Consider the following 20,337-nt stretch of genomic DNA (forward strand, 5'->3'; position numbering starts at 1 on the left):
CAAAGTGCCGCCATGCCTCATGGCCGGCGGCTTGCTGCTCAGCTTGCATTACGTCTCGAACAGCCCCGCGCCGATATACGAACCTGGTTTCGCGCCCGGCGGCACCGCGAATATCGCGCTGCCTACGTGCGTCGTGAACTGGTTCATCATGTCGAACTTCGAGAGCTTTTCGTTGATCGGAATGAAGCCGGTACGCGGGTCGCTCTGGTGAGCGAGGAAAATCAGTCCCGCGTCGTACTCGGTTTCCTGACGCCATGGCGGCCAGCGCTCGATATAGAAGTTCGTGCTGTCGTTGTACGAATAGGAACGGCGCAGAATCTGCGCGCCGTTGTTGCTGGCCTGATTCGACAGACGCACGTGCGAGTTCTCCGGGATCACCGGATTACCGTCCTTGTCTTCTTCCTTCAGGTCGACCGGGTCGAACTCGTTCTTCTTGCCGATCGGCGCGCCGCTGTATTTGTGACGGCCGAACACCTGTTCCTGGAAGTCGACTTCGGTGTTGTCCCAATGCTCGAGCGTGATGCGGATGCGGCGCACCACGGTGTAGGTACCGCCTTCCATCCACGGTGCGTCGGCCGTGGCGCCGGCCCACACGAACTCGTTCATCAACTGCGGCTTCGCGGTCGACGGATTGTTGGTGCCGTCCTTGAAACCCATCAGATTACGCGGCGTCTGACCGCGCGGACCGGACAGGAAACCGGATTGGCCCCAGCGCATCGCGGCGGTGCCGTAAGCGAGGCGCGCCAATTGCCGGACCGCGTGAAACGCCACCTGCTGGTCGTTCGCGCAGGCCTGGATGAACAGGTCGCCGCCGGTCTTCTGCTCGATCAGCTGATCGCCGTTGAAACGTGGCAGATCGACGAGCGCGGCGGGGCGGCGCGCGGCGAGGCCGTAGCGGTCCTTGCCGTCCTTTGTGAACAGACCGGGGCCGAAACCGAACGTGATCGTCAGGCCGCACGGGCCGAGACCGAGCACGTCGCCGGAATCGGGCGCGGCTTTGGCTTTGGTCGGGCTGTAGGCCGCGTTGTTGGCGGTCGTGTGGGCGGCGCTACCGGTTTGCGCGTCGACCTTCGTGCTGACCGGCGTATCGGCCCTGGTGTCGGTCAGCTCGGTTCTGGCCGCGGCGCCGGTCGGCAGCGGCGCGGCCGTGTGGCCTTGCGTCAAGCGCGCGGCGGCGTCGGTCCACGCACGCAGCAGCGCGATCACGTCGGCGCGGTTCGCGGTTGTCAGATCGAGCGCGGCGACATACGTGTGGCTCTGCTGCGGCGTGACAATGCCGCCTTGATGCAAACCGTAGAACGGCTCGACTGCCTGGGTCGGATCGGCGGCGTGTGCCGGCGTCTTGCCAAGCGCGGCCTGGGCGACGCCGGTCGCACCGAGGCTCGCGCCTGCTGCGACCGCCGCACTGCCGGCCTTCAGAAAACCGCGCCGTGAGGGCCGCGGGGGTTGATCGTTTGCCATGGTTACTTCGCCTTCAGTTGGCGGTGGGGGTGTGCCGCAAGCGCGTCTGGCTCGCCGGCCGGATTCGCGCCTGGCTGGTTTACTTCGCGAGGACCAGCGCGTTCACGTCGTCCTGCACGTAATAGAAACCGTCGCCTTCGGGCGTCAGGGCGAGACCGAACAGGTCGCCGTTGCCGGGGGGCGACTGGGCCTTGTCAGTGTCGATCCAGCGCGCGTAGAGCTGTTTGCCGCTGGCCGGGTCGATTTCGACGATCTGCCCGTTCAACGCGTTGGTGACGAGCAGGTGACCGTTCGGCGCGGTGACCATGGCAAGCGGGCGATGCAGCAGACCGTCGGCGGTCAGTTGGCGACCCACGCCGGCGCTGGTGTCGCGCGTCATCGGTTCGTCGATTTCGGTGATGCGGTTGCCGATTGCATCGGAGACGTACAGCAGTTTCTGATCGCCCGACAGCGCGAGGCCGGTCGGACCGACGAGGAACACGCCCTTGTCCGCCTGCGCGCCGAAGCCGCTGCCGATCACGGTTTCCTTCTTCACGACCGGCGCCTTGCCGGCCGGCACGTCGAGGTCCAGACGCAGGATGGTGGCCTGCTTGAACACCGGCGGATTGCCTTGCGCTCCGCCCACGCCGAAGCCGGCATTGCTGACGAACAGCGTCGCGCTCGTGCCGTTGTCGACGACCGCCATGTTGCCCCACGGATCGTTGATGTTCGGGCTGGTGATGGTCGATGCGACCTTGCCGTTCGGATCGATCACGATCAGGCAGCCGGCGCCCTTGGTGCCGGTGGTGCCGTCATTGCTCGGCGTGCTGCCAACGATCACGTAGCCCGATTTGAGCATCGTCATCGCGGTCGACAGACCGATGCCGCCCGGACATTCCTTGAGATCGCGCGGCACTGTTGCGAACACCGTCATCTGTTTGGTGTCCGGATGATAGTTGACGATCGTGCTGCCGGTGCCTTGCAGATTGGTCGAGTTATTGAAGTTCCCGACCAGCACGTCGCCTTGCTTGACGGTGCCTGCCGTGACCGGCGCGACCACGACCGCATACGGATTCTGGTCGCCGTTCTCCGGCACCGTGTTGATCAGCGTGGAGTGGTGCTTGATGGTTTCGAGGAACCCTTGCGGCTCGGCCTGGGCAACGCCGGCCGTCACGAATGCAGCGGCGCTGACGGTTGCGGCAATCAGGGCCCGCGCGGTGCGCGGCAAAAATTTGCGCGTGGGATGGTTCATGAGTGTGCCTCCGTGCCTGAGCACAAAGCGGTAGTTACGGTCATGATCGACAGCATGGCGTTCGATTTAATCGGGTTATGCGAATCTGCGTGGGTAGTCATGGCGAACGGCATCAGAACGTGATGTTGGTCCGCAGACCGACGACGAACGTATTGCGCAGCGGTTGCGTCGGCGCGCTCGGGTTCTGGCCGGCGCCGGCATTGAACGTGTATTGCGCATCGGCTTGCAATTGCCACCACGGGGTGACCTGGTACTGGTAGGTCGCTTCAAGCGTGGTTTCGCTGGTGCGTACGCCATAGGGTCCGCCGCTGAATACCTGGTTATCCTGATCGAGGCCGTTCGCGTGGTTGCCGACCTTGATATAGGTGAGCGCAATACCGGCGCTGTCGTTGTCGCGGCCGGCGAACGGCGCTTTCAGCACTATGCCGAGGTTGGCGGACAGACTCACCAGATTGCGGTCGCCCGGTGCGCCCATCACCCGCCCGAAAACGCTGAGGCTGCGCGGCTCGTCCGGATCGGGGCGCCAGATCATCTGGTCGGCTACCGCGTAGATGCTGTAGTCGCCATGATGGTTCTGCGCGACGCCGGTGCTCGCCGGGTTCGCAAGCGAAAGACCGGTGTTGTCGAAGCGCTGATCGGCGAAGCTGCCGTTGTTGTACCAGAGGCCGAGCTTGTAGGTGCCCGGCAGACCGCCGCCGCCCGTGCCGACCATTTCACCGTCGGCCGGTTGATTGATCGCGTACTGCAACTCGCCGATGTACAACGCGCCGTTATGCAGGTTGAAGTTGGTGCCGCTCTTGTTGTTCGGATTGTTGCCGAGCGGATCGCCGTCAAACACGCCGACGAGCGCTGTCAACGAAGGGGTGATCTGGCCGCGCACGCGCACGCCGAGATCGGCCAGCGGATAGGCGGGACCGCCGGAAGGCATGTCGTACGAGGGCAGCGCGGGCCAGCCGAACATCGTGTTGACGAACAGTGCCGCGTTCGAACTGGTGATGAACTCCTGATCGATACTCTGCTGACCGATCTTGATGTCGACACGCTTGTTCAGGAACGACTGCTGATACCACAATTCCCACAGGCGGGTAGCGTCATCGGCTTCGATACCGCTTGCCGTGTTCAGCGTACCCAGCTTGTTGGCGCTGAGGTTGGCGCCGTGGATCTGCAACGCGCTGACGTTGAACAGGCCGCCCGGCAAACCGAACGCCTTTTGCGTATCCATCTGCAAGGTCGCGGTCGTGAGGCCGTCGTAATCCGCGCCGCGCGCAAGGCCGCCGCGCAGGTTGTCGAGCACTTCACTGGTTTCGGTGAGCGCGAACGTCACGCCATATTTGCCGAGCCAAGGGCGCAGGCCGCCGATGTCGCCGAGCAACGTCGCGCGATTCCACACGCCGGTCCATTGATTCGTTTGAGTCGCCTTGATGTTCAGGTCGGCTTCGGGCGCTTCCGGTGCGGCATCGGGATTGGCGTCGGCCATGGCTACGCCGGCGGTCAACGAGGCCCAGGCGAAAGCGGTGCAGAGCGCAAGGCGCCGCATCGAAGGCAAACGCGAACGGCGCGCGGTGCCGGCGTCGCGAAGCCAACGCGCCAGGCCGGCGCGTTCAGTTGATTGGGCGAACTTCATCGAAATCCTTATTTGTGTTGTATCGACTGATCTAACCATCGCGGCATTACGTTGCCGTAAAGCGTGCGAGTTGCCGCATCGGTTCGCGACGCCTCATGCAGCAGATGGCGAGATCGTACGCATGCGGAATAAGTGCGTCAACACAAATGAGAACGATTCGCATCAATATTACTGGTGTGTAATTTTGAGCTTTACGGACTGCTACTAAAGGCTGTTTGTGCGTAAGTCAAAGTGAATAAATATGTAATGTTTTGGTATGAATCTGGCCATGTCGAATCGCTGCCGGGCGGAGCGGGGGCGAAAAGCGGGCGTAACTCGAAAGCTCAATGTCAGGAGCCGGATATGAGCAGGCAGGCGGCGAGTCGTGGATTCGTGTTCCGTCGAGCGGGTAACAAAAGAAGCTATGATCATCTTCCGATGCCGCGCGATGGCGCGAAGCACTTCTCAAGCGCATACCAGGCGCACAATTTCCAAACCCTACCGGGACGACACCGATGTCACATACCGTGAATCTGGAAAATTACTTCACCCGCATAGGCTACCAGGGGCCTCGCGCGGCGACGTTGGAAGTGCTTCAGGAACTCCATAAGCTGCACCCCAGATCGATTCCTTTCGAGAATCTGAACCCGCTCACGCATCGCGCGGTGAAACTCGATCTCGAAACAATCGAACACAAGCTGATTACGCAAAAACGCGGCGGCTATTGCTTCGAGCAGAACGCATTGTTCGCGAATGTCCTGATGCAGTTGGGCTTCGACGTAACGCCTTTACTCGGCCGGGTTCTTTGGGGCCGCGAATCCGGCACGATTCCGCCGCGCACGCACATGGTCCTGCGGGTCGACATCGGGAACGAAGCGTGGATCGCCGACGTCGGTTTCGGCAGCGTGACGCTGACCGCTCCGCTGCGGCTCGTCGCCGGCAGCGCGCAGCCTACCGAGCTAGGCACGTTCCGTCTGGCCGATGCGGCGCGCGGTGCGCTCTATCTCGAAGTGCAGTCTCGCGATGAATCCTGGGCTCGCGTCTACCGTTTCGACCTGCACCCGGTCGAATGGATCGACTACGAGACATCGAACTGGTACACCTCGACCGCGCCGGAATCCGTGTTCCTGAACCACCTGATCGTTTGCCTCGTCCTGCCGGAATCGCGCCTGACCTTGCTCGACAACCAGTTGAACGAACGCGCGGCGGATGGCCAGATCATCAGCGAGCGGCAATTGAAGAGTGCGGACGAACTTGCGGCTTGCCTGCACGATTAATTCGGCCTGAACACGGGGGACATCGACATGGCGGACGTGTTCGGGCGCGTCAGTTCGGCTCCGGCTCTGGCCTGAGGCAGGGCATCGCGGGCATAACGAGCGCCCAGGCGGCGCTCCTTCGCCCATAACCACTCACAAGCGCCACGACCCAGCCATGATCACGCGCCTTATCCTCCAAACGTCGCTCTGGCTGGCATGCATGGGCGCGCTGCTGTTTGGCGCCGCGGGCACGTTCGCCTGGCCTGCGGGGTGGTGGTATCTGATCGAGACAGGCGGCCTGAGTCTGTGGGTCGGTTTGTGGCTGGCGCGCCACGACCCTGGTCTGCTTGCCGAGCGTCTCGCGCCGATCGTGCAGGCGCAACAAAGCCGCTGGGACCGAATTTTCATGGTGGCGGTGACGGTGGTCTGGAGCGCCTGGCTCGTCCTGATGGGACTCGACGCCGTACGTTATCGCTGGTCGGCGCCGTTTCCGGTTTGGCTGGTGAGTGTCGGCTCGCTGTGCATTCTCGTTTGCCTGCTCCTGTGCATGATCGTTTTCCGGGCCAATAGCTATGCCGCGCCGGTTGTGAAGATTCAGACAGGCCGCGGCCATAAAGTCATCGACACCGGCCCGTATGCCCATGTCCGTCATCCCATGTACTCGGCCGCGCTGTTGCTGTTCATCGGCACGCCGTTGCTGCTGGGTTCATGGTGGGGGCTTGCCTACGTGCCGGTGATGGTGATCGGTATCGGCTGGCGCGCGGTACGCGAGGAGCGCGTACTGGCAGAACAACTCGACGGTTATACCGGCTACGTCTCACGCGTGCGTTACCGCTTCGTACCGTTCATCTGGTAGGGCGCGCAGCGCGCCGATTCGAACTGCGCCAGCATTCAGACACCAACCTGTCTAGACAAAAGAAATCGAACTGGTGCATCCGGCTTCGCTCGGTGCGCCATGTTCGTGCGTTCGAAGCTCCCTTTAGAGCCTTGTCACACGGCATCTTATAGGGGCTTACCCGATGATCTGCGTGATTTCAAACAAATCCTCTTGCGATGGCTTTTTGACTCATGCAGACTTGTCTATACAAATTAAGGCGCAGTTAAAAAGTCCAGTTCGGCGGTTTCCCCAATCCAAGGAGTTTCGACGTGAAAGTGAAGCGCACGACGTTAGCAAAAGCATTGATGGGTGCCATTCTCGGCGCCGCGACGATTTTCGCGGCACCCGTGCAGGCCAAAGACTGGAAGACGGTGACGATCGCCCTCGAAGGCGGTTACGCACCATGGAACCTGACGTTGCCGGGTGGCAAGCTGGGCGGCTTCGAACCCGAACTGGTCGCCAATCTGTGCGAGCGCATCAAGCTGCAGTGCAACCTCGTGGCGCAAGACTGGGACGGCATGATTCCCGGTCTGCAGGCGGGCAAATTCGACGTATTGATGGACGCGATTTCGATCACGCCGGAACGTGAAAAGATCATCGCGTTCTCGAGGCCTTACGCCGCTACGCCGGCCACGTTCGCCGTGACCGACGCGAAGGTGTTGCCCAAGGCGGCGCCTGGCGCGCCGGTCGTCAAGCTGTCGGGCGATCCGAAGACCGATCAGCCCACCGTCGACGCTTTGCGCAAGCAGCTGAAGGGCAAGACCATCGGCATTCAGTCGGGCACGGTCTACACCAAATTCATCAACGACGGCTTCAAGGACGTGTCCACGATCCGTGTCTACAAGACCTCGCCTGAGCGCGACCTCGATCTGGCCAATGGCCGTATCGACGCCTCGTTCGACGACGTGACCTACTACGCCGCCAACATGGACAAGAAGGACAACGCGTCGATCATCATGGCCGGCCCGAAGATCGGCGGCCCGATCTGGGGTCCGGGTGAAGGCCTCGCGTTCCGCAAGCAGGATGCCGACCTGAAAGCGAAGTTCGACACCGCGATTAGCGCCGCGCTCGCAGACGGCACCGTCAAGAAACTATCCACCAAGTGGTTCAAGACCGACGTCACGCCTTGATTCGCTGCCTGATCTGCTTGAGGGTTTGGAAGTAACGGCCTGCGCGGTGTGAAGAAAACCGGGCAGGCCCACGGGTTCGATCCGTCGCAATGGATGAGGGGTAGGGAATGGCTCTGATAGGGATGCTCGGCTTCGGGCCGGAGGGCTGGGGCGGCGTGTTGCTGCTCGCGGCATTGATGACGGTCGCGCTCACGCTGGCAGCGCTCGCGGTCGGCGCGGTGTTCGGCGCGCTGGTCGCGGCAGCCAAGCTGTCGCGGTTTCGCACGCTGCGCGTGATTGGCGATACGTACACCACGGTGTTTCGTGGCGTCCCTGAATTGCTCGTCATCTATCTGTTCTATTTCGGCGGCTCGACGCTCGTCACCACGGTGGGTCAATGGTTCGGCGCGGACGGCTTTGTCGGGGTGCCGCCGTTCGTGGTCGGCGCGCTCGCTGTCGGCATGATTTCCGGCGCGTATCAGGCCGAGGTGTACCGCTCGGCGGTGCTCGCGGTATCGCGCGGCGAGCTCGAAGCAGCGCGTTCGATCGGCATGCCCACCATGACCATGGCGCGCCGCATTCTGATTCCGCAAGTGCTGCGTTTCGCGTTGCCGGGCATCGGCAATGTCTGGCAATTGAGCCTGAAAGACTCGGCGCTGATTTCCGTCACGGGGCTCGCCGAACTGCTGCGCGTGAGCCAGGTGGCGGCGGGTTCGACACACCAGTACTTCACGTTCTTCGTGGTGGGCGGCGCGTTGTATCTGCTGATGACCAGCATCTCGAACCGGATCTTCAACCGCGCGGAAGCGCGCGTGGGCCGATCCTTCAAGCGCAACTTCGCGCGCAACTGACGAGGACCGGACATCATGCACTTCGACTTCGATTTCCTGCTCGATACGCTGCGGCAACTGATCGCGGCCGTGCCGACCACGCTCGGGCTATTCTTCTGCTCGCTGATTCTGGGTGGCTTGCTTTCGCTCGTGATCGTCACGATGCGCGTGTCGCCGCACTGGCTGCCGAACCGCTTCGCGCGTGCTTATATTCTTGTGTTCCGCGGCTCGCCGCTGCTGATCCAGATGTTCCTGGTGTACTACGGCATGGGCCAGTTCGGCGTGATTCGCGAGAGCTTTCTGTGGCCGGTGTTACGCGAGCCGTACATGTGCGCGGTTTTGTCGTTGGCGCTGTGCACCGCTGGATATACCGCCGAGATTATTCGCGGTGGTTTGATGGCCGTGCCGGTCGGCCAGATCGAAGCGGGTTATTCGATCGGCTTGTCGGGTTTCGCGCTGCTGCGCCGTGTGATCGGTCCGATTGCGTTGCGTCAGTGTCTGCCCGCGTACTCCACCGAGGCCGTGCTGCTCGTCAAATCCACCGCGCTCGCAAGTCTCGTCACCGTGTGGGAAGTGACCGGTGTCGCGCAGCAGATCATTCAGCAAACATACCGCACGACGGAAGTATTCATCTGCGCCGCGTTGATCTATCTGTTCCTGAATTTCGTCATTGTGCGGTTGCTCGGTTTGCTCGAGACGCGCCTGTCGCGCCATCTGCGTGCGGCGCCCGCGCAAAGCGCGCCGAACCGGCCCGTTTCGACCACGACCGAAGCACGCCGCGCTACGCCCTGAACGATCGCACTTCTTGCAGAATCTGGAGAACCCTATGAACGCTACGGCACCTGTTGCACTGTCGGTCAAGAACATCCATAAGTCGTTCGGCGACCACCATGTGCTCAAAGGCATTTCGCTGGACGCCCATCAAGGCGACGTGATTTCGATTCTCGGCGCGAGCGGTTCCGGCAAGAGCACCTTCCTGCGCTGCCTGAATCTGCTCGAAACGCCGGATGACGGCTCGGTCGCGCTCGGCGGCGAAGAGCTGAAAATGAAGCGGCGCGGCGACGGCAAGCTGCAGCCGAGCGACCGCCGTCAGGTGGACCGGGTGCGCTCGCAACTCGGCATGGTGTTTCAGAACTTCAATCTGTGGTCGCATATGACCGTGCTGGAGAACCTGATCGAAGGGCCGATGCGCGTACAGAAGCGCAGCCGCGCCGAATCGGTTGAGGAGGCGGAAGCGTTGCTCGCGAAAGTCGGCCTTGCGGAAAAGCGCGGCCACTATCCGGCGCATCTGTCCGGCGGTCAGCAGCAACGGGTGGCGATTGCGCGTGCTTTGGCGATGCATCCGAAGGTGATGCTGTTCGATGAACCGACCTCGGCGCTCGACCCCGAACTGGTCGGTGAAGTACTGCGCGTGATGCGCTCGCTCGCCGAAGAAGGCCGCACCATGCTGGTCGTCACGCACGAGATGGGCTTCGCGCGGCACGTGTCGAATCGCGTGATGTTCCTGCATCAAGGTCAGGTCGAAGCCGATGGTACGCCGGACGAAGTGTTCGTCGAGTGCAAGTCGGAGCGGTTCCGCCAGTTCGTGTCGAGTCACCAGGATCGCACGACTAACTGATTCATCGGCATTCGCGGGTTATCCCGTCGTCATTTCACTTCACTTCACTGCACCGGGCACTACCATGGCCGTGATCCGTTCCGATCGTCCTCTCGACTGGGTTCAGGTGGCGGCGATCGCCGCCGGCGAACCGCTCGAACTTTCCGCTGAAGCCCGTTCGCGTATCGCGGCGGCGCGCGTGCTTGTTGAACAGATCGTCGAGCGCGGGATTCGCGCGTATGGCGTGAATACCGGCGTCGGCGCGTTGTGCGATGTGATCGTGTCGCCGTCCGAACAACGCACGCTGTCGCGCAACATTCTGATGAGCCACGCGGTAGGCGTGGGCGCGCCACTCGGTGTCGCAGAAACGCGCGCGATCATGGCGGCCGCCGTCAACAACTTTGCGCATGGGCATTCGGGGATTCGCCTCGAAGTTGCGGATCGACTGGTCGCATTGCTCAATGCCGATTGCCTGCCGGAAGTGCCGGCGTTCGGCTCGGTCGGTTATCTGAGCCATATGGCGCACATCGCGCTGGTGTGCATTGGCGAGGGCCATGTGCGCTATCGCGGCGAACGCCTCAAAGGGCGTGATGCGTTGCAACTGCTCGGCCTCGAACCGCTGGTGCTCGACGCGAAGGAGGGGCTATGCCTCGTCAACGGCACGCCGTGCGTGACGGGCCTCGCCGCGTTGGCGCTGGCGCGTGCCGCGCGCCTGCTCGACTGGACCGATGTGGTCGCCGCGATGAGCTTCGAGAACCTGCGTGGCCAGATCGCGGCTTTCGATGAAGACTCGTTGGCGTTGCGCATTTCGCCGGGCCTGAACCTGGTTGGAGAGCGGATGCGCACCGCGCTGGCGGACAGCGGCATTCTCGCCGCGGTGATCGGCCAGCGCACGCAAGACCCGTTGAGCATGCGGACCATTCCGCATGTGCATGGCGCCGCGCGCGACGTGCTCGCCGCGACCGCCGACGTGGTCAATCGCGAACTCGCATCGATTACCGATAACCCGATCGTCGCCGGCACGCCGGAAGCGCCACGCGTCTATTCGCAGGCGCACGCGGTAGGGGCGTCGATCGCACTGGCGATGGACAGCCTTGCCACCGCGATCGCGCAAGTCGCGGCGATGGCCGAGCGGCGCCTCGATCGCCTCGTCAATCCGCTCGTGAGCGGCTTGCCGGCGTTTCTTGCGGAGCCGGGCGGCACCTGTTCCGGCTTCATGATCGCGCAGTACACGGCGGCTTCGCTGGTGGCGCAGAACCGGCGCCTCGCGATGCCGGCGAGTCTCGACGGTGGTATCACGTCCGGTTTGCAGGAGGACCACCTGTGCCATGCCACGCCTGCCGCGCTCAAGGCGCTGGAGATTCTCGACAATGCCGGACGCATTGTCGCTATCGAGTTGCTGGCGGCGGCACAAGCTTACGATCTGCAGAGCGTCGACGCATCGCGCGCGCCGCACACGGACGCGCTCTGGCATCGCGTGCGCGGCGTCGTACCGACTTACCGCGACGACCGGCCGCTCGCGGACGACATGGCGATTGCGTTTCGCATGATCGCCGACGGAATGCCACCGTCGCTGCCAAACCCGGGTAACATTCGCCCCGGGTCGGGTGCTTTGAGCGGCGGCGCGAGTCTTGCTGCGTTGGCGAGCGTGACGAGTGTGGCCGCCGCGAACAGGCTCGGCGCCGATCCGGCGGCCAATGACGGCAACGCGGCCGCCTATGCAGGTTGAAGGGCCGCTTGCCGGGCCCGGGTCGTTGGGCCTGCGATTGACAGACCCGACTGGCAGACCTGATTGACGGATTGCATGAACGGATTGCATGAACGGATTGCATGAACGGATTGCATGAACGGATTGCATGAACGGATTGCATGAACGGATTGCATGAACGGATTGCATGAACGGATTGCATGAACGGAGACAAAGCCGGTGAGCGGGCTACCCGCCGGTGAGCCGGCCAAAAATGTGTACCACCCGCGTACCACCCACGAGGTCGACGTGAACACTATTACAAACACACACCCGCAAGCCGCAGAGACGCAGGACCCGCCTGGCCGCACCCAGGAGATACCCGCGAGAGCGATGCCCGCCTACGAGCAGATCAAACGCTATGTACTCAGGCGCATTAGCGAAGGGGACTGGAAGCCGGGCGGCTTGATCCCATCCGAAACGGAACTGGTCAAGGAATTCGGTGTCGCGCGCATGACCGTGTCGCGCGCTTTGCGCGAGCTCACCACCGAACGGGTGCTGACGCGCGTGCAAGGTTCCGGCACGTTCGTCGCGCCGCAGCGTTACGAATCGACGGTACTGGAAATCCGCAATATTGCCGACGAAATCGCCGCGCGCGGTCATCGTCATTCAGCGCGCGTGCTGATGCTCGAACCCAGCGACGATCCACACGCGCTCGAAGCGCTCGGCCTCGCCAGCGGCCCTGCGTTTCACTCGTGCATCGTGCATAGCGAGGAGGGCGAACCGATTCAGTACGAAGATCGCTACGTCAATCCGAAGGTGTTTCCCGACTACCTGCGACAGGACTTCACCGTCGAGACGCCGAATCATTACATGGTGCGGCTCGCGCCGATCCAGCGCGCGGAGTTTCGCATCTATGCGCAGAAGCCCGACGCGTATGTGCGGCGACATCTGATGATGGATATCGGCGAGCCTTGCTTGCAGCTATGGCGCCGCACCTGGGTCGGCGAGGATGTGGCGACGTCGGTGCAGTTGTGGCATCCGGCATCGCGTTTTCATCTGGCGGGCAACGTATAAGCAGCCAGCAGGCAATCTTCAGGCGGCGTCCTCGCGAGGCGGGCGAGGGCCACAGGGCGAGGGCGACGGTGCGCGGCGTGGGCGCCGCTAGCCCTGGCGCTGCGACAGGTCCGGCGTAAACCGGCAACCCAGCCGGTAGCGCGAACCCGGATGCACGAAGCGTGCGAACGTGACCGCAACGCCGCTCGTCCAGGTGCGGCGCATCAGCGTCAGGCACGGTTCGTCGGCGTGAATTTCCAGCAATTCGGCCTCGGTGCGCGTCGGCAGGCCCGCGTCGACGACATGCTCGACGTCGTGCGCCGGCACCGTCAGGAACAGATACTCGGACGGCCTCGTCGTGGCAAAGTCCTGCTTCAGGAAGTCGGGCGCGGTTACCGGATTGACGTAACGGTCTTCGAGCTGCACCGGCAAGCCGTTCTCGCGATGCACGCAAATCACATGAAACACGGACGCTCCGGGTGCCAGCCCCAGCGCGTTCGACACGGTCACCGGCGCGGTTTCGCGTTGCGCGAGAACCGTGTCGTAGCTGTACTCGTGACCCCGCGAGCGGATTTCGTCGCCGATATGGGCGATCATCAGCAGCGTGGATTGCGGCTTGGTTTGCGCGACGAAGGTGCCGACGCCGGACACGCGGGTGACGAGACCTTCATCGGCGAGTTCGCGCAGCGCGCGATTCGCCGTCATGCGCGACACGCCGAGTGTCGTGACCAGCTCCTGCTCGGACGGCAGCCGTTCGCCCGCTTGCCGGCCGCCCGATTCGATGATCTGGCGGATATGGTTCTTGACCTGTTCGTAGCGGGCGGCGGGCGGCTCAATCGCCGCGTGCGTGGTTTTCATTGCGCTTCCACGTCATCAGGGCCGCGCGTCCAGAACGCATTACGGTCGAAATAGTTTTGCAGGAACTGCCGCAAACGCGGCTGCCCCGCATCGTGAAAGACTTCGCGCGGCTTGCCTTGCACGGCGATACGTCCCTGGTCGATGAACATGACCTTATCGGCCACCTGCGCGGCAAACCCCATTTCGTGCGTGACCACGGCCATCGTCATGCCGTCGCGCGCAAGCTGCTTCATCACCTGCAACACTTCGCCGACCAGCTCGGGATCGAGCGCCGAGGTCGGTTCGTCGAACAGCATGATGTGCGGCTCCATCGCCAGCGCGCGTGCAATCGCAACGCGTTGCTGCTGGCCGCCCGAGAGTTTCGCGGGATAGGCGTCGCCCTTATGCGCGAGGCCGACGGTTTCCAGCATCGCATTGGCGCGGCGGCGCGCTTCGTCATGCGACAGATGGCGCACGCGCAGCAAGGCTTCCATCACATTGCCGAGCGCTGTCATGTGCGGCCACAGATTGAATTGCTGAAACACCATGCCGACGTTGCGCCGCACGCGATTGATCTCGTTCTGCGACGCTCGCACGCGTTTTCCATTGCGCTCGCTATAGCCCAGTAGCTCGCCTTCAATGCGCACGTCGCCCTGATCGTAGGTTTCGAGCGCGGCCAGGCAACGCAGCAGTGTGCTTTTACCCGAACCGGACGGCCCGATGATGCAGACCACTTCGGAACGGGCGATCTCGAGGTCGACGCCGCGTAGCACCTCGACTTCGCCGAAGCGTTTTTTCAGGTCGCGCACTTCGATGAGCGGCGCGCCTGGCGGCGTATCGAAGGCGGCGTTAGACGCGGAGGAGGGCATGTCGGCGATGGCGTTCATAGGGAGGTCCGGATTGCGTTCATGCCATGAAGCGCGCGATGCGGGTTTCTGCCCACATACCCACGCGCGAGGTCAATTCAACCAGCGCGAGATAGCACACGCATAGCACCAGCAGCGTCTCGACGAAAGCGAAGGTGGCCGAGCCGATGCCGGTCAGCACGAAGGTGAGTTCGGGGACGGTGACGATCGACAGCACGGCGGTTTCCTTGCTCAGCACAATGATCAGGTTGGTGAGCGCGGGCACGATCAGCACCAGCATTTGCGGCACCTGAATACGCAGGACGGCTTGCCAGCGAGTGAGCCCGAGACAGGAGGCTGCTTCGAGATGGCCCGGTGGCACCGATTGAAAGCCGGAGCGAAACGCCTCGGCGAAATACGCGCTGCCGTAGAGACCCAGGCCGAGTACGCCGGCTGTCATCGGTTCGAGCGTGAGGCCGAAGGAAGGGCCGCCGTAGTACAGCAAAAACAGTTGCACCAGGAATGGCGTGCCGCGGAATAGCTCGATATAGAAGCGCAACAGGGCGCGCACCCAGCGTCCGCAAAAGAGTTGCAGCACGGCGATCAGAAAGCCGATCAGGATGCCGATCGCCACGCCGGCAGCCCAGGTGCCGAGCGTGGTGGCGAGGCCGGCGGCAATCGGCTGCAGATTGTGCGTGATGACGGTGGGGTCGAGCGTTTGCATGACTTATCCGATCTCGGGCTCAGGGGCGTTCAGGCATGCTGCAAACGGTATTCGGCGGCGTGCGCAACGAGAGCGAGGCTGCCGCAGATCACGAAGTAAATCAGCCCGGCGGCGACGTAGGCTTCGAGCGGCCGATAGGTGCTGGCCGCAATGTTCTGCGCGGTGCGCGTCAGTTCGGCCACGCCGACCACCGAGATCAGCGACGAAGCCTTGATCAGCAGCACCATTTCATTGACAAGCGAGGGCAGCGTCAGGCGAAACGCCTGCGGTACGAGAATGCGCCGCAGCATATCGAACGGTGAAAGACCGAGCATGCGCGCGGCCTCAAGATGACCCGGCGGAATACTCAGAAAACCGCCGCGCAGAATTTCGGCGATATATGAAGCGGAGCATAACGACACGGCGCTGATCGCCGCGACGATGGGCGAGACATTGATCCCGGCGAACGGCAGCAGGTAGTACACCAGCAGCAGTTGCACCAGCATCGGCACGCCGCGGAAGAAAAACACATAAGCGCCGCCGAACATGCGCGCGGCGCGCCTCGCCGAGAGGCGCGCGGCACATACGCCGATCGCGACGAAAAAGCCGATCAGCAGACCTGTCAGCGAAATGCCGATGGTGGCGAGTGCCGCATGCAATAGCAGCGGCAAACCCTGGAGGAAGACGGTCGTGCTGAACATAAGCGGTCCCTCCAAACATCAAACCGTCAATAGTTCGGCGCCGGCATCGTGGTCGGCGCGTCCATCGCGACACCGAACCACTTCTTCTGCAGGGCCGCGAGGCGTCCGTCGTTGTGCATCTTCACGAGCGCCGCGTTGAAGGCGTCGGCGAGCGGCTTGCTATCCGCGTCTTTACGCAGGCAATAGGCGAAGTACACTTTCGCGCCGAACGGCGGCTGTACCACGGCGAAGGTCTCGGGACGCTGTTTGGCGACATACGCGATATTGGTCATCGAGTTCGCGACCGCCGCGATGCGGCCGGCGGCGAGGTCGGCGTAGGCCTGATTGTTGTCGACGTATTCGCGGATTTCAGGCGGCTTCGGCAAGGTGGCGACGTAGGCCTTCAACTGGTCGAGCTGGGCCGAGCCTTTGCCCGCGCCGACAGTCTTGCCGGCAATATCCGACGACTGCTTGAGCGCGCTGTCGTTGGCGCGCTTGAGCAGCGCGTCGGTGGCGTCCGCGATCGGCAGCGTGTACGTGTAGCGTTCCATGCGCGCCTTGGTGACCGTCAGCGGCCCGCCCACCATGTCGAACTTGCCGGCTTCGAGACCCGGCAGCACGCTCGGCCAAGGCAAATCGATGAAGCGTACCTTTACGCCCAGTTCCTTGCCCACTTCGGCGAACAGATCCTTGTTGAAACCCGCCTGCTGGCCGTTTTCGAGGAAGTCGAAAGGCGCGAACTGCATTTCGGTGCCGACCACCAGCTCGCCGGCTTTTTTCACTTTGGCGAGTTGATCGTCTGCGTGGGCGGTGATGCTTGCCGCGCACAACGCCAGCATGACCAAACGACACTTCCATCCTGCAAGGATGCTCATGGGATTCTCCGGTTGGCAAAATCGCGTCGCGCGAAAGCGGTTCGTCAGCAGACTCTGCGCGAATCATTCGAGGCAGTATATACCGCAGTTTTGGCGCGAAATAAATAAACGCGCGAGTAGAGAAAAGCCCTTATGTGAAGCTGCGCGAAGCAACTTGCGGGTGCGCTTTTGGCGGTATATACAACGAAGAAGCAACGAAGAAGCAACGAGCCGGCAACGCACACACAACGAACAGGCACGCGGACGCGCGAAGCGCGCCTGCGTGTCGCGAGGTGTCGCGAGTGGCGCGATTCGCAAGCCGACTCACACGTCTCTTTTATCAGTTGAATCGACCGGCCTTCCAGGGAGCAGCGCAATGCCCGTGACCCGTATTCCGATCATCGATCTTGCCGGCGTGCGCGCGGGCGACCCGCAGGCCTTGACCCGCGTGGCGCATGAAATCCGCGAAGCGTGCACCACGATCGGCTTCTTCTATATCGTCAATCACGGCGTGCCGCAAACGGCAATCGATGCAGCCGCCCAGGCGGCACGTACGTTCTTTGCGTTTCCTGTCGAGACGAAGCGGCGCGTGGCGGTCAATCAACGGCATCGAGGTTTCAACGCGCTCGGCGACGCTACCATGTATCAGGCGAAGCGCCCCGACTACAAGGAGTTCTTCAGCATCGGCCTCGAATTGCCGGAGGACGATCCCGATGTGCGCGCGGGTCAGGCTTTGCGGGGGCCGAACAACTGGCCGGATTTCATGCCTGAGTTGCAACCCGCGCTTTATGGTTATTACGAAGCGGTGGCCGCGTGCGGCGCCGATCTGCTGCGGGCGGTGGCGGTGAGCCTCGGCGTCGACGAGCATTTCTTCACGCCGCGCTATACGAAGCGGATGCAGCGCACGCAGATGGTCTACTATCCGCCGCAGCCGCCCCAATCGGACGCGGATCAGTTCGGCGTCGCACCGCATACCGACTACGGCTGCATTACCCTGCTGTGGCAGGACCAGGTAGGGGGCTTGCAGGTGCGCGAGATCGCCAACGACACGTGGGTCGACGCGCCGCCGATCGCGGGCAGCTTCGTGGTGAATGTTGGCGATCTGCTGGCGCGCTGGACCAACGATCGCTTCCGCTCCACCTTGCATCGTGTGATCAATGCATCGGGGCGCGAGCGCTATTCGATCGCGACGTTTTATGATCCTACTTACGGTGCGACGGTCGATCCGCGTGAACTCGGCACGAGCGACGCCGACCTCAAGTATCAGCCGGTCGCCGCGGGCGATTACATTCTCGGGCGGATCAACGATTCGATGGGTTATCGGAAGAAAGCGGCCGCTCAAGGAACGCAAGGAACGCAAGGAACCACTGCATGACAGATACGAGTTTGGCAAACGGCGCAGCGGGCAGCGCAACCCATAGCGTCGCACCGCTTTCGGCGACGCTCGACGCGCTACGTGCCGCGCTCGGCGCCGACGCGGTGCGCACCGGCGAGCAGATCGGCGAACATGCACTGACCGACTGGACACGTCACGATCCAACGCGTCCCGCCGCGCTGCTTTTGCCTCGCAGCACGGAAGAAGTCTCGCGTGCGCTGGCAATCTGTCATGCTGCACATCAACCCGTGGTGCCGCAGGGCGGCATGACCGGCCTCGCGGGCGGCGCGATTGCCCGCGCGACCGATATTGCGTTGTCGCTCGAGCGGCTCACCGGGGTCGAAGAAATCGATGCCGCCTCGGCCACGCTCACCGTGCGCGCCGGCACGACCTTGCAAACCGCACAGGAAGCCGCCGCCGAAGCCGGCTTTGAACTTGCCCTCGATCTGGGCGCACGCGGCTCGTGCCAGATCGGCGGCAACCTCGCGACCAACGCGGGCGGCAATCGCGTGATCCAGTCAGGCACCGCGCGCGACCAGGTGCTCGGCCTCGAAGTGGTGCTCGCCAACGGCGACGTGCTGACGTCGCTCGGCAAGATGGTCAAGAACAATACCGGCTACGACCTGAAACACTGGTTCATCGGTTCGGAAGGCACGCTCGGCGTGATTACGCGCGCGGTGCTGCGGCTTCATCCGCCGCGCGCGGCGCGTCACACGGCGCTCGTCGCACTCGACGGTTACGACGCGGCCGTCAGCCTGCTGCGCCGACTGTCGACGCGTTTTGGCAACGACATTGGCGCGTTCGAGATCATGTGGCCGGATTTTTACGATTTCGGCGTGAAACTGACGGGCACGCGTTCGCCGTTCGCCGACCCGCACCCGCTTTACGCACTGATCGAACACGCGAGCTTCGACGCGGGCGACGACGGCGAACGCTTCTCCGCCGCGCTCACTGAAGCGCTCGACGCCGAAGCGATCCGCGACGCGGTAATTGCCCAATCGGTGGCCGACGTGCGCGCGTTATGGGCAATTCGCGAATGCACCGCCGAGTTTCCGGTGCGGCTCGATGCGATCAACTTCGACGTGAGCTTGCCGATCGGCGAGATCGGCGCTTTCGTCGACCGGTGCCGCGCGGCGCTCGATCAACGCTGGCCGGGCAACGCGTCGTATTTCTTCGGCCATATCGGCGATTCGAATCTGCATGTCACCGTGGACGGCCATTCGATCCCCGGTGTCGATCACCGTACGATGTATGCCTTCGTCTATGAGATGCTGGGGCCGCTGCACGGCTCGGTGTCGGCGGAACACGGGATCGGCTTGCTCAAGCGCGAGTTCTTGCCGATCTCGCGCTCGCCGGCTGAATTGGCCGCAATGGCCGCGATCAAACACGCTTTGGACCCGCATGGGATTCTGAATCCCGGCAAGCTGTTCTGAGTTACGGCGTACCGCGCGATTTAGCGCGGTGCGGCTTCGGCGTGCGTCAGCAGTTCGTTGGCGTAGCGGCGGTACAGCCATGAAAGCGAGGCTGCGGCGAACACGACGAAAACAGCATTGAGCAGCGCCTGAATAATCGCGAAGACGGCGAGGCCCTGGGTCTGGTGCGCGGCCATCATCTTCGGGCCGACCAGCATGAATATCAGGGCGGTGACCACAAAGAGCGGCACATAAGTCACGAAGCCCACGCCGATGATGCTCCATACGTGTCCACGGCTGTCCCGCCACGCTGCCCGCAGCGCAACCCGGCTGCCGAGCGCGATGGACGGATAAAGCAGGCTCAGACGGATAAGCACGAACAGATAGATGAGCAGCAGCGGCACATAGATCAGGAACCCCATCTTCAGCGCGCGCATGGCGAAAAAGGTGAATCCTGTAATCGCCAGCGCGATCAGCATGATGGCGAGCCATACCAGCGCATAGCGCAAGAGCGGCTTGCCGTTGAGCGGCACGAGCGGCTGCGTGCCTTCGCCAAGCAGCACGAAACGATGGACCTTGATGGTCAGCGTGCCGGATACCGCCAGTTGCAGAAAGAACCAGACCAGCGAGAGCAGGCCGTGGCCCGCACGCGTCGTCGCATCCATCGTGTCAGTGACGGCGGGGCGTTCTTCTGTCAGTAGCGAGGTGCAAGCCAAGACGATGCAGACGCCGAGGAACAACCAGGGCATCTGTGTGACGGCTTGCCACGAACTGATCCAGCCTTTTTTGACGCAAGCCCCGAAGGTCAACTGTTCCATGGTTTTCTTTGAAATGTTCTGAAGTGTGAAGGCTACAGCCCGGCTTCCATCGACCGTGAGGGGCTGCTTATGTCCGGCCATGCAAAGTAGACGGGCGGGCCGGACA

General features: G+C 62.8%; 19 protein-coding genes. 10 read left to right on the top strand and 9 right to left on the bottom strand.

Annotated elements, in window-relative coordinates; translation table 11 throughout:
- Positions 1-48 precede the first annotated feature (48 nt).
- The 3 genes from AC57B6_RS26940 to AC57B6_RS26950 all read right to left on the bottom strand — a co-directional run bounded on the left by AC57B6_RS26940 (position 49) and on the right by AC57B6_RS26950 (position 4,316).
- Positions 49-1,461, bottom strand: coding sequence for a Dyp-type peroxidase (locus tag AC57B6_RS26940; RefSeq protein WP_496422462.1), 1,413 nt, complete (start codon positions 1,459-1,461; stop codon positions 49-51).
- Between the two features lie 79 nt (positions 1,462-1,540).
- Positions 1,541-2,692 (bottom strand): NHL repeat-containing protein, encoded by a 1,152-nt coding sequence (locus AC57B6_RS26945; protein WP_030100868.1) that lies wholly within the window; start codon positions 2,690-2,692, stop codon positions 1,541-1,543.
- Positions 2,693-2,804: 112 nt separating this feature from the next.
- The gene (locus AC57B6_RS26950) at positions 2,805-4,316 is read right to left on the bottom strand and encodes a carbohydrate porin (RefSeq protein ID WP_028197389.1); all 1,512 of its coding nucleotides are present in this window, start codon (positions 4,314-4,316) and stop codon (positions 2,805-2,807) included.
- 494 nt (positions 4,317-4,810) lie between these two features.
- Between AC57B6_RS26950 and AC57B6_RS26955 the strand changes: the two genes are divergently transcribed.
- From AC57B6_RS26955 to hutC (AC57B6_RS26990), 8 genes are all read left to right on the top strand, one after another.
- Positions 4,811-5,572 (top strand): arylamine N-acetyltransferase family protein, encoded by a 762-nt coding sequence (locus AC57B6_RS26955; protein ID WP_496422463.1) that lies wholly within the window; start codon positions 4,811-4,813, stop codon positions 5,570-5,572.
- 154 nt (positions 5,573-5,726) lie between these two features.
- Positions 5,727-6,407 (top strand): methyltransferase family protein, encoded by a 681-nt coding sequence (locus tag AC57B6_RS26960; RefSeq protein ID WP_474632922.1) that lies wholly within the window; start codon positions 5,727-5,729, stop codon positions 6,405-6,407.
- 326 nt (positions 6,408-6,733) lie between these two features.
- On the top strand, positions 6,734-7,558 hold the full coding sequence (locus AC57B6_RS26965; RefSeq protein ID WP_221306593.1) for a transporter substrate-binding domain-containing protein: 825 nt from the start codon (positions 6,734-6,736) through the stop codon (positions 7,556-7,558).
- A 107-nt stretch (positions 7,559-7,665) separates the two neighbouring features.
- Complete coding sequence (locus tag AC57B6_RS26970) at positions 7,666-8,388, top strand: ABC transporter permease (protein WP_028197385.1); 723 nt, start codon at positions 7,666-7,668, stop codon at positions 8,386-8,388.
- Positions 8,389-8,403: 15 nt separating this feature from the next.
- Positions 8,404-9,159, top strand: a complete 756-nt coding sequence (locus AC57B6_RS26975) for an ABC transporter permease (RefSeq protein ID WP_028197384.1) — start codon at positions 8,404-8,406, stop codon at positions 9,157-9,159.
- A 34-nt stretch (positions 9,160-9,193) separates the two neighbouring features.
- On the top strand, positions 9,194-9,985 hold the full coding sequence (locus tag AC57B6_RS26980; RefSeq protein ID WP_030100864.1) for an ABC transporter ATP-binding protein: 792 nt from the start codon (positions 9,194-9,196) through the stop codon (positions 9,983-9,985).
- A 64-nt stretch (positions 9,986-10,049) separates the two neighbouring features.
- On the top strand, positions 10,050-11,693 hold the full coding sequence (locus AC57B6_RS26985) for an HAL/PAL/TAL family ammonia-lyase (protein ID WP_496422464.1): 1,644 nt from the start codon (positions 10,050-10,052) through the stop codon (positions 11,691-11,693).
- Between the two features lie 351 nt (positions 11,694-12,044).
- Complete coding sequence (gene hutC, locus AC57B6_RS26990; RefSeq protein ID WP_496422534.1) at positions 12,045-12,728, top strand: histidine utilization transcriptional repressor HutC; 684 nt, start codon at positions 12,045-12,047, stop codon at positions 12,726-12,728.
- An 87-nt stretch (positions 12,729-12,815) separates the two neighbouring features.
- Here hutC (AC57B6_RS26990) and hutC (AC57B6_RS26995) read toward each other — a convergent pair whose 3' ends face one another.
- From hutC (AC57B6_RS26995) to AC57B6_RS27015, 5 genes are read right to left on the bottom strand one after another with little or no spacing between them, the layout of a single operon-like run.
- Positions 12,816-13,565 carry a histidine utilization transcriptional repressor HutC gene (hutC, locus tag AC57B6_RS26995; RefSeq protein ID WP_028197380.1) on the bottom strand — a complete coding sequence of 250 codons (750 nt, stop codon included), beginning with the start codon at positions 13,563-13,565 and terminating at the stop codon, positions 12,816-12,818.
- Complete coding sequence (locus tag AC57B6_RS27000; protein ID WP_491565541.1) at positions 13,562-14,431, bottom strand: ATP-binding cassette domain-containing protein; 870 nt, start codon at positions 14,429-14,431, stop codon at positions 13,562-13,564. The genes hutC (AC57B6_RS26995) and AC57B6_RS27000 overlap by 4 nt, the downstream gene beginning before the upstream one ends.
- A 19-nt stretch (positions 14,432-14,450) precedes the next feature.
- On the bottom strand, positions 14,451-15,113 hold the full coding sequence (locus tag AC57B6_RS27005) for an amino acid ABC transporter permease (protein ID WP_496422465.1): 663 nt from the start codon (positions 15,111-15,113) through the stop codon (positions 14,451-14,453).
- A gap of 29 nt (positions 15,114-15,142) precedes the next feature.
- Positions 15,143-15,793 (bottom strand): amino acid ABC transporter permease, encoded by a 651-nt coding sequence (locus tag AC57B6_RS27010; protein ID WP_046570866.1) that lies wholly within the window; start codon positions 15,791-15,793, stop codon positions 15,143-15,145.
- Between the two features lie 26 nt (positions 15,794-15,819).
- Positions 15,820-16,647, bottom strand: a complete 828-nt coding sequence (locus AC57B6_RS27015) for a transporter substrate-binding domain-containing protein (RefSeq protein ID WP_028197376.1) — start codon at positions 16,645-16,647, stop codon at positions 15,820-15,822.
- 355 nt (positions 16,648-17,002) lie between these two features.
- On the opposite strand from AC57B6_RS27015, the gene AC57B6_RS27020 reads away from it, so the two are divergent.
- Both AC57B6_RS27020 and AC57B6_RS27025 read left to right on the top strand, forming a co-directional pair.
- Positions 17,003-18,001, top strand: a complete 999-nt coding sequence (locus AC57B6_RS27020) for an isopenicillin N synthase family dioxygenase (RefSeq protein ID WP_496422466.1) — start codon at positions 17,003-17,005, stop codon at positions 17,999-18,001.
- A complete protein-coding gene (locus tag AC57B6_RS27025) occupies positions 17,998-19,434 on the top strand; it encodes an FAD-binding oxidoreductase (RefSeq protein ID WP_496422467.1) in 1,437 nt (478 codons plus the stop codon). The genes AC57B6_RS27020 and AC57B6_RS27025 overlap by 4 nt, the downstream gene beginning before the upstream one ends.
- Positions 19,435-19,454: 20 nt before the next feature.
- Here the strand turns inward: AC57B6_RS27025 and AC57B6_RS27030 are convergent, their stop codons facing one another.
- Complete coding sequence (locus tag AC57B6_RS27030; protein WP_106353308.1) at positions 19,455-20,231, bottom strand: hypothetical protein; 777 nt, start codon at positions 20,229-20,231, stop codon at positions 19,455-19,457.
- Positions 20,232-20,337 lie beyond the last annotated feature (106 nt).

The sequence above is a fragment of the Paraburkholderia sp. BGA-UO-ETr-F12 genome, assembly GCF_059567945.1.

Bases quoted from the DNA above. Each gene is read 5' to 3' on its own strand.
- AC57B6_RS26955 (WP_496422463.1), top strand. From the start codon at position 4,811: ATGTCACATACCGTGAATCTGGAAAATTACTTCACCCGCATAGGCTAC.
- AC57B6_RS27025 (WP_496422467.1), top strand. From the start codon at position 17,998: ATGACAGATACGAGTTTGGCAAACGGCGCAGCGGGCAGCGCAACCCAT.
- AC57B6_RS27015 (WP_028197376.1), bottom strand. From the start codon at position 16,647: ATGAGCATCCTTGCAGGATGGAAGTGTCGTTTGGTCATGCTGGCGTTG.
- AC57B6_RS26945 (WP_030100868.1), bottom strand. From the start codon at position 2,692: ATGAACCATCCCACGCGCAAATTTTTGCCGCGCACCGCGCGGGCCCTG.
- AC57B6_RS27000 (WP_491565541.1), bottom strand. From the start codon at position 14,431: ATGAACGCCATCGCCGACATGCCCTCCTCCGCGTCTAACGCCGCCTTC.
- AC57B6_RS27010 (WP_046570866.1), bottom strand. From the start codon at position 15,793: ATGTTCAGCACGACCGTCTTCCTCCAGGGTTTGCCGCTGCTATTGCAT.
- AC57B6_RS27005 (WP_496422465.1), bottom strand. From the start codon at position 15,113: ATGCAAACGCTCGACCCCACCGTCATCACGCACAATCTGCAGCCGATT.
- hutC (WP_496422534.1), top strand. From the start codon at position 12,045: ATGCCCGCCTACGAGCAGATCAAACGCTATGTACTCAGGCGCATTAGC.
- AC57B6_RS26940 (WP_496422462.1), bottom strand. From the start codon at position 1,461: ATGGCAAACGATCAACCCCCGCGGCCCTCACGGCGCGGTTTTCTGAAG.
- AC57B6_RS26980 (WP_030100864.1), top strand. From the start codon at position 9,194: ATGAACGCTACGGCACCTGTTGCACTGTCGGTCAAGAACATCCATAAG.
- AC57B6_RS26965 (WP_221306593.1), top strand. From the start codon at position 6,734: ATGGGTGCCATTCTCGGCGCCGCGACGATTTTCGCGGCACCCGTGCAG.
- AC57B6_RS27030 (WP_106353308.1), bottom strand. From the start codon at position 20,231: ATGGAACAGTTGACCTTCGGGGCTTGCGTCAAAAAAGGCTGGATCAGT.
- AC57B6_RS26970 (WP_028197385.1), top strand. From the start codon at position 7,666: ATGGCTCTGATAGGGATGCTCGGCTTCGGGCCGGAGGGCTGGGGCGGC.
- AC57B6_RS26950 (WP_028197389.1), bottom strand. From the start codon at position 4,316: ATGAAGTTCGCCCAATCAACTGAACGCGCCGGCCTGGCGCGTTGGCTT.
- AC57B6_RS26960 (WP_474632922.1), top strand. From the start codon at position 5,727: ATGATCACGCGCCTTATCCTCCAAACGTCGCTCTGGCTGGCATGCATG.
- hutC (WP_028197380.1), bottom strand. From the start codon at position 13,565: ATGAAAACCACGCACGCGGCGATTGAGCCGCCCGCCGCCCGCTACGAA.
- AC57B6_RS27020 (WP_496422466.1), top strand. From the start codon at position 17,003: ATGCCCGTGACCCGTATTCCGATCATCGATCTTGCCGGCGTGCGCGCG.
- AC57B6_RS26975 (WP_028197384.1), top strand. From the start codon at position 8,404: ATGCACTTCGACTTCGATTTCCTGCTCGATACGCTGCGGCAACTGATC.
- AC57B6_RS26985 (WP_496422464.1), top strand. From the start codon at position 10,050: ATGGCCGTGATCCGTTCCGATCGTCCTCTCGACTGGGTTCAGGTGGCG.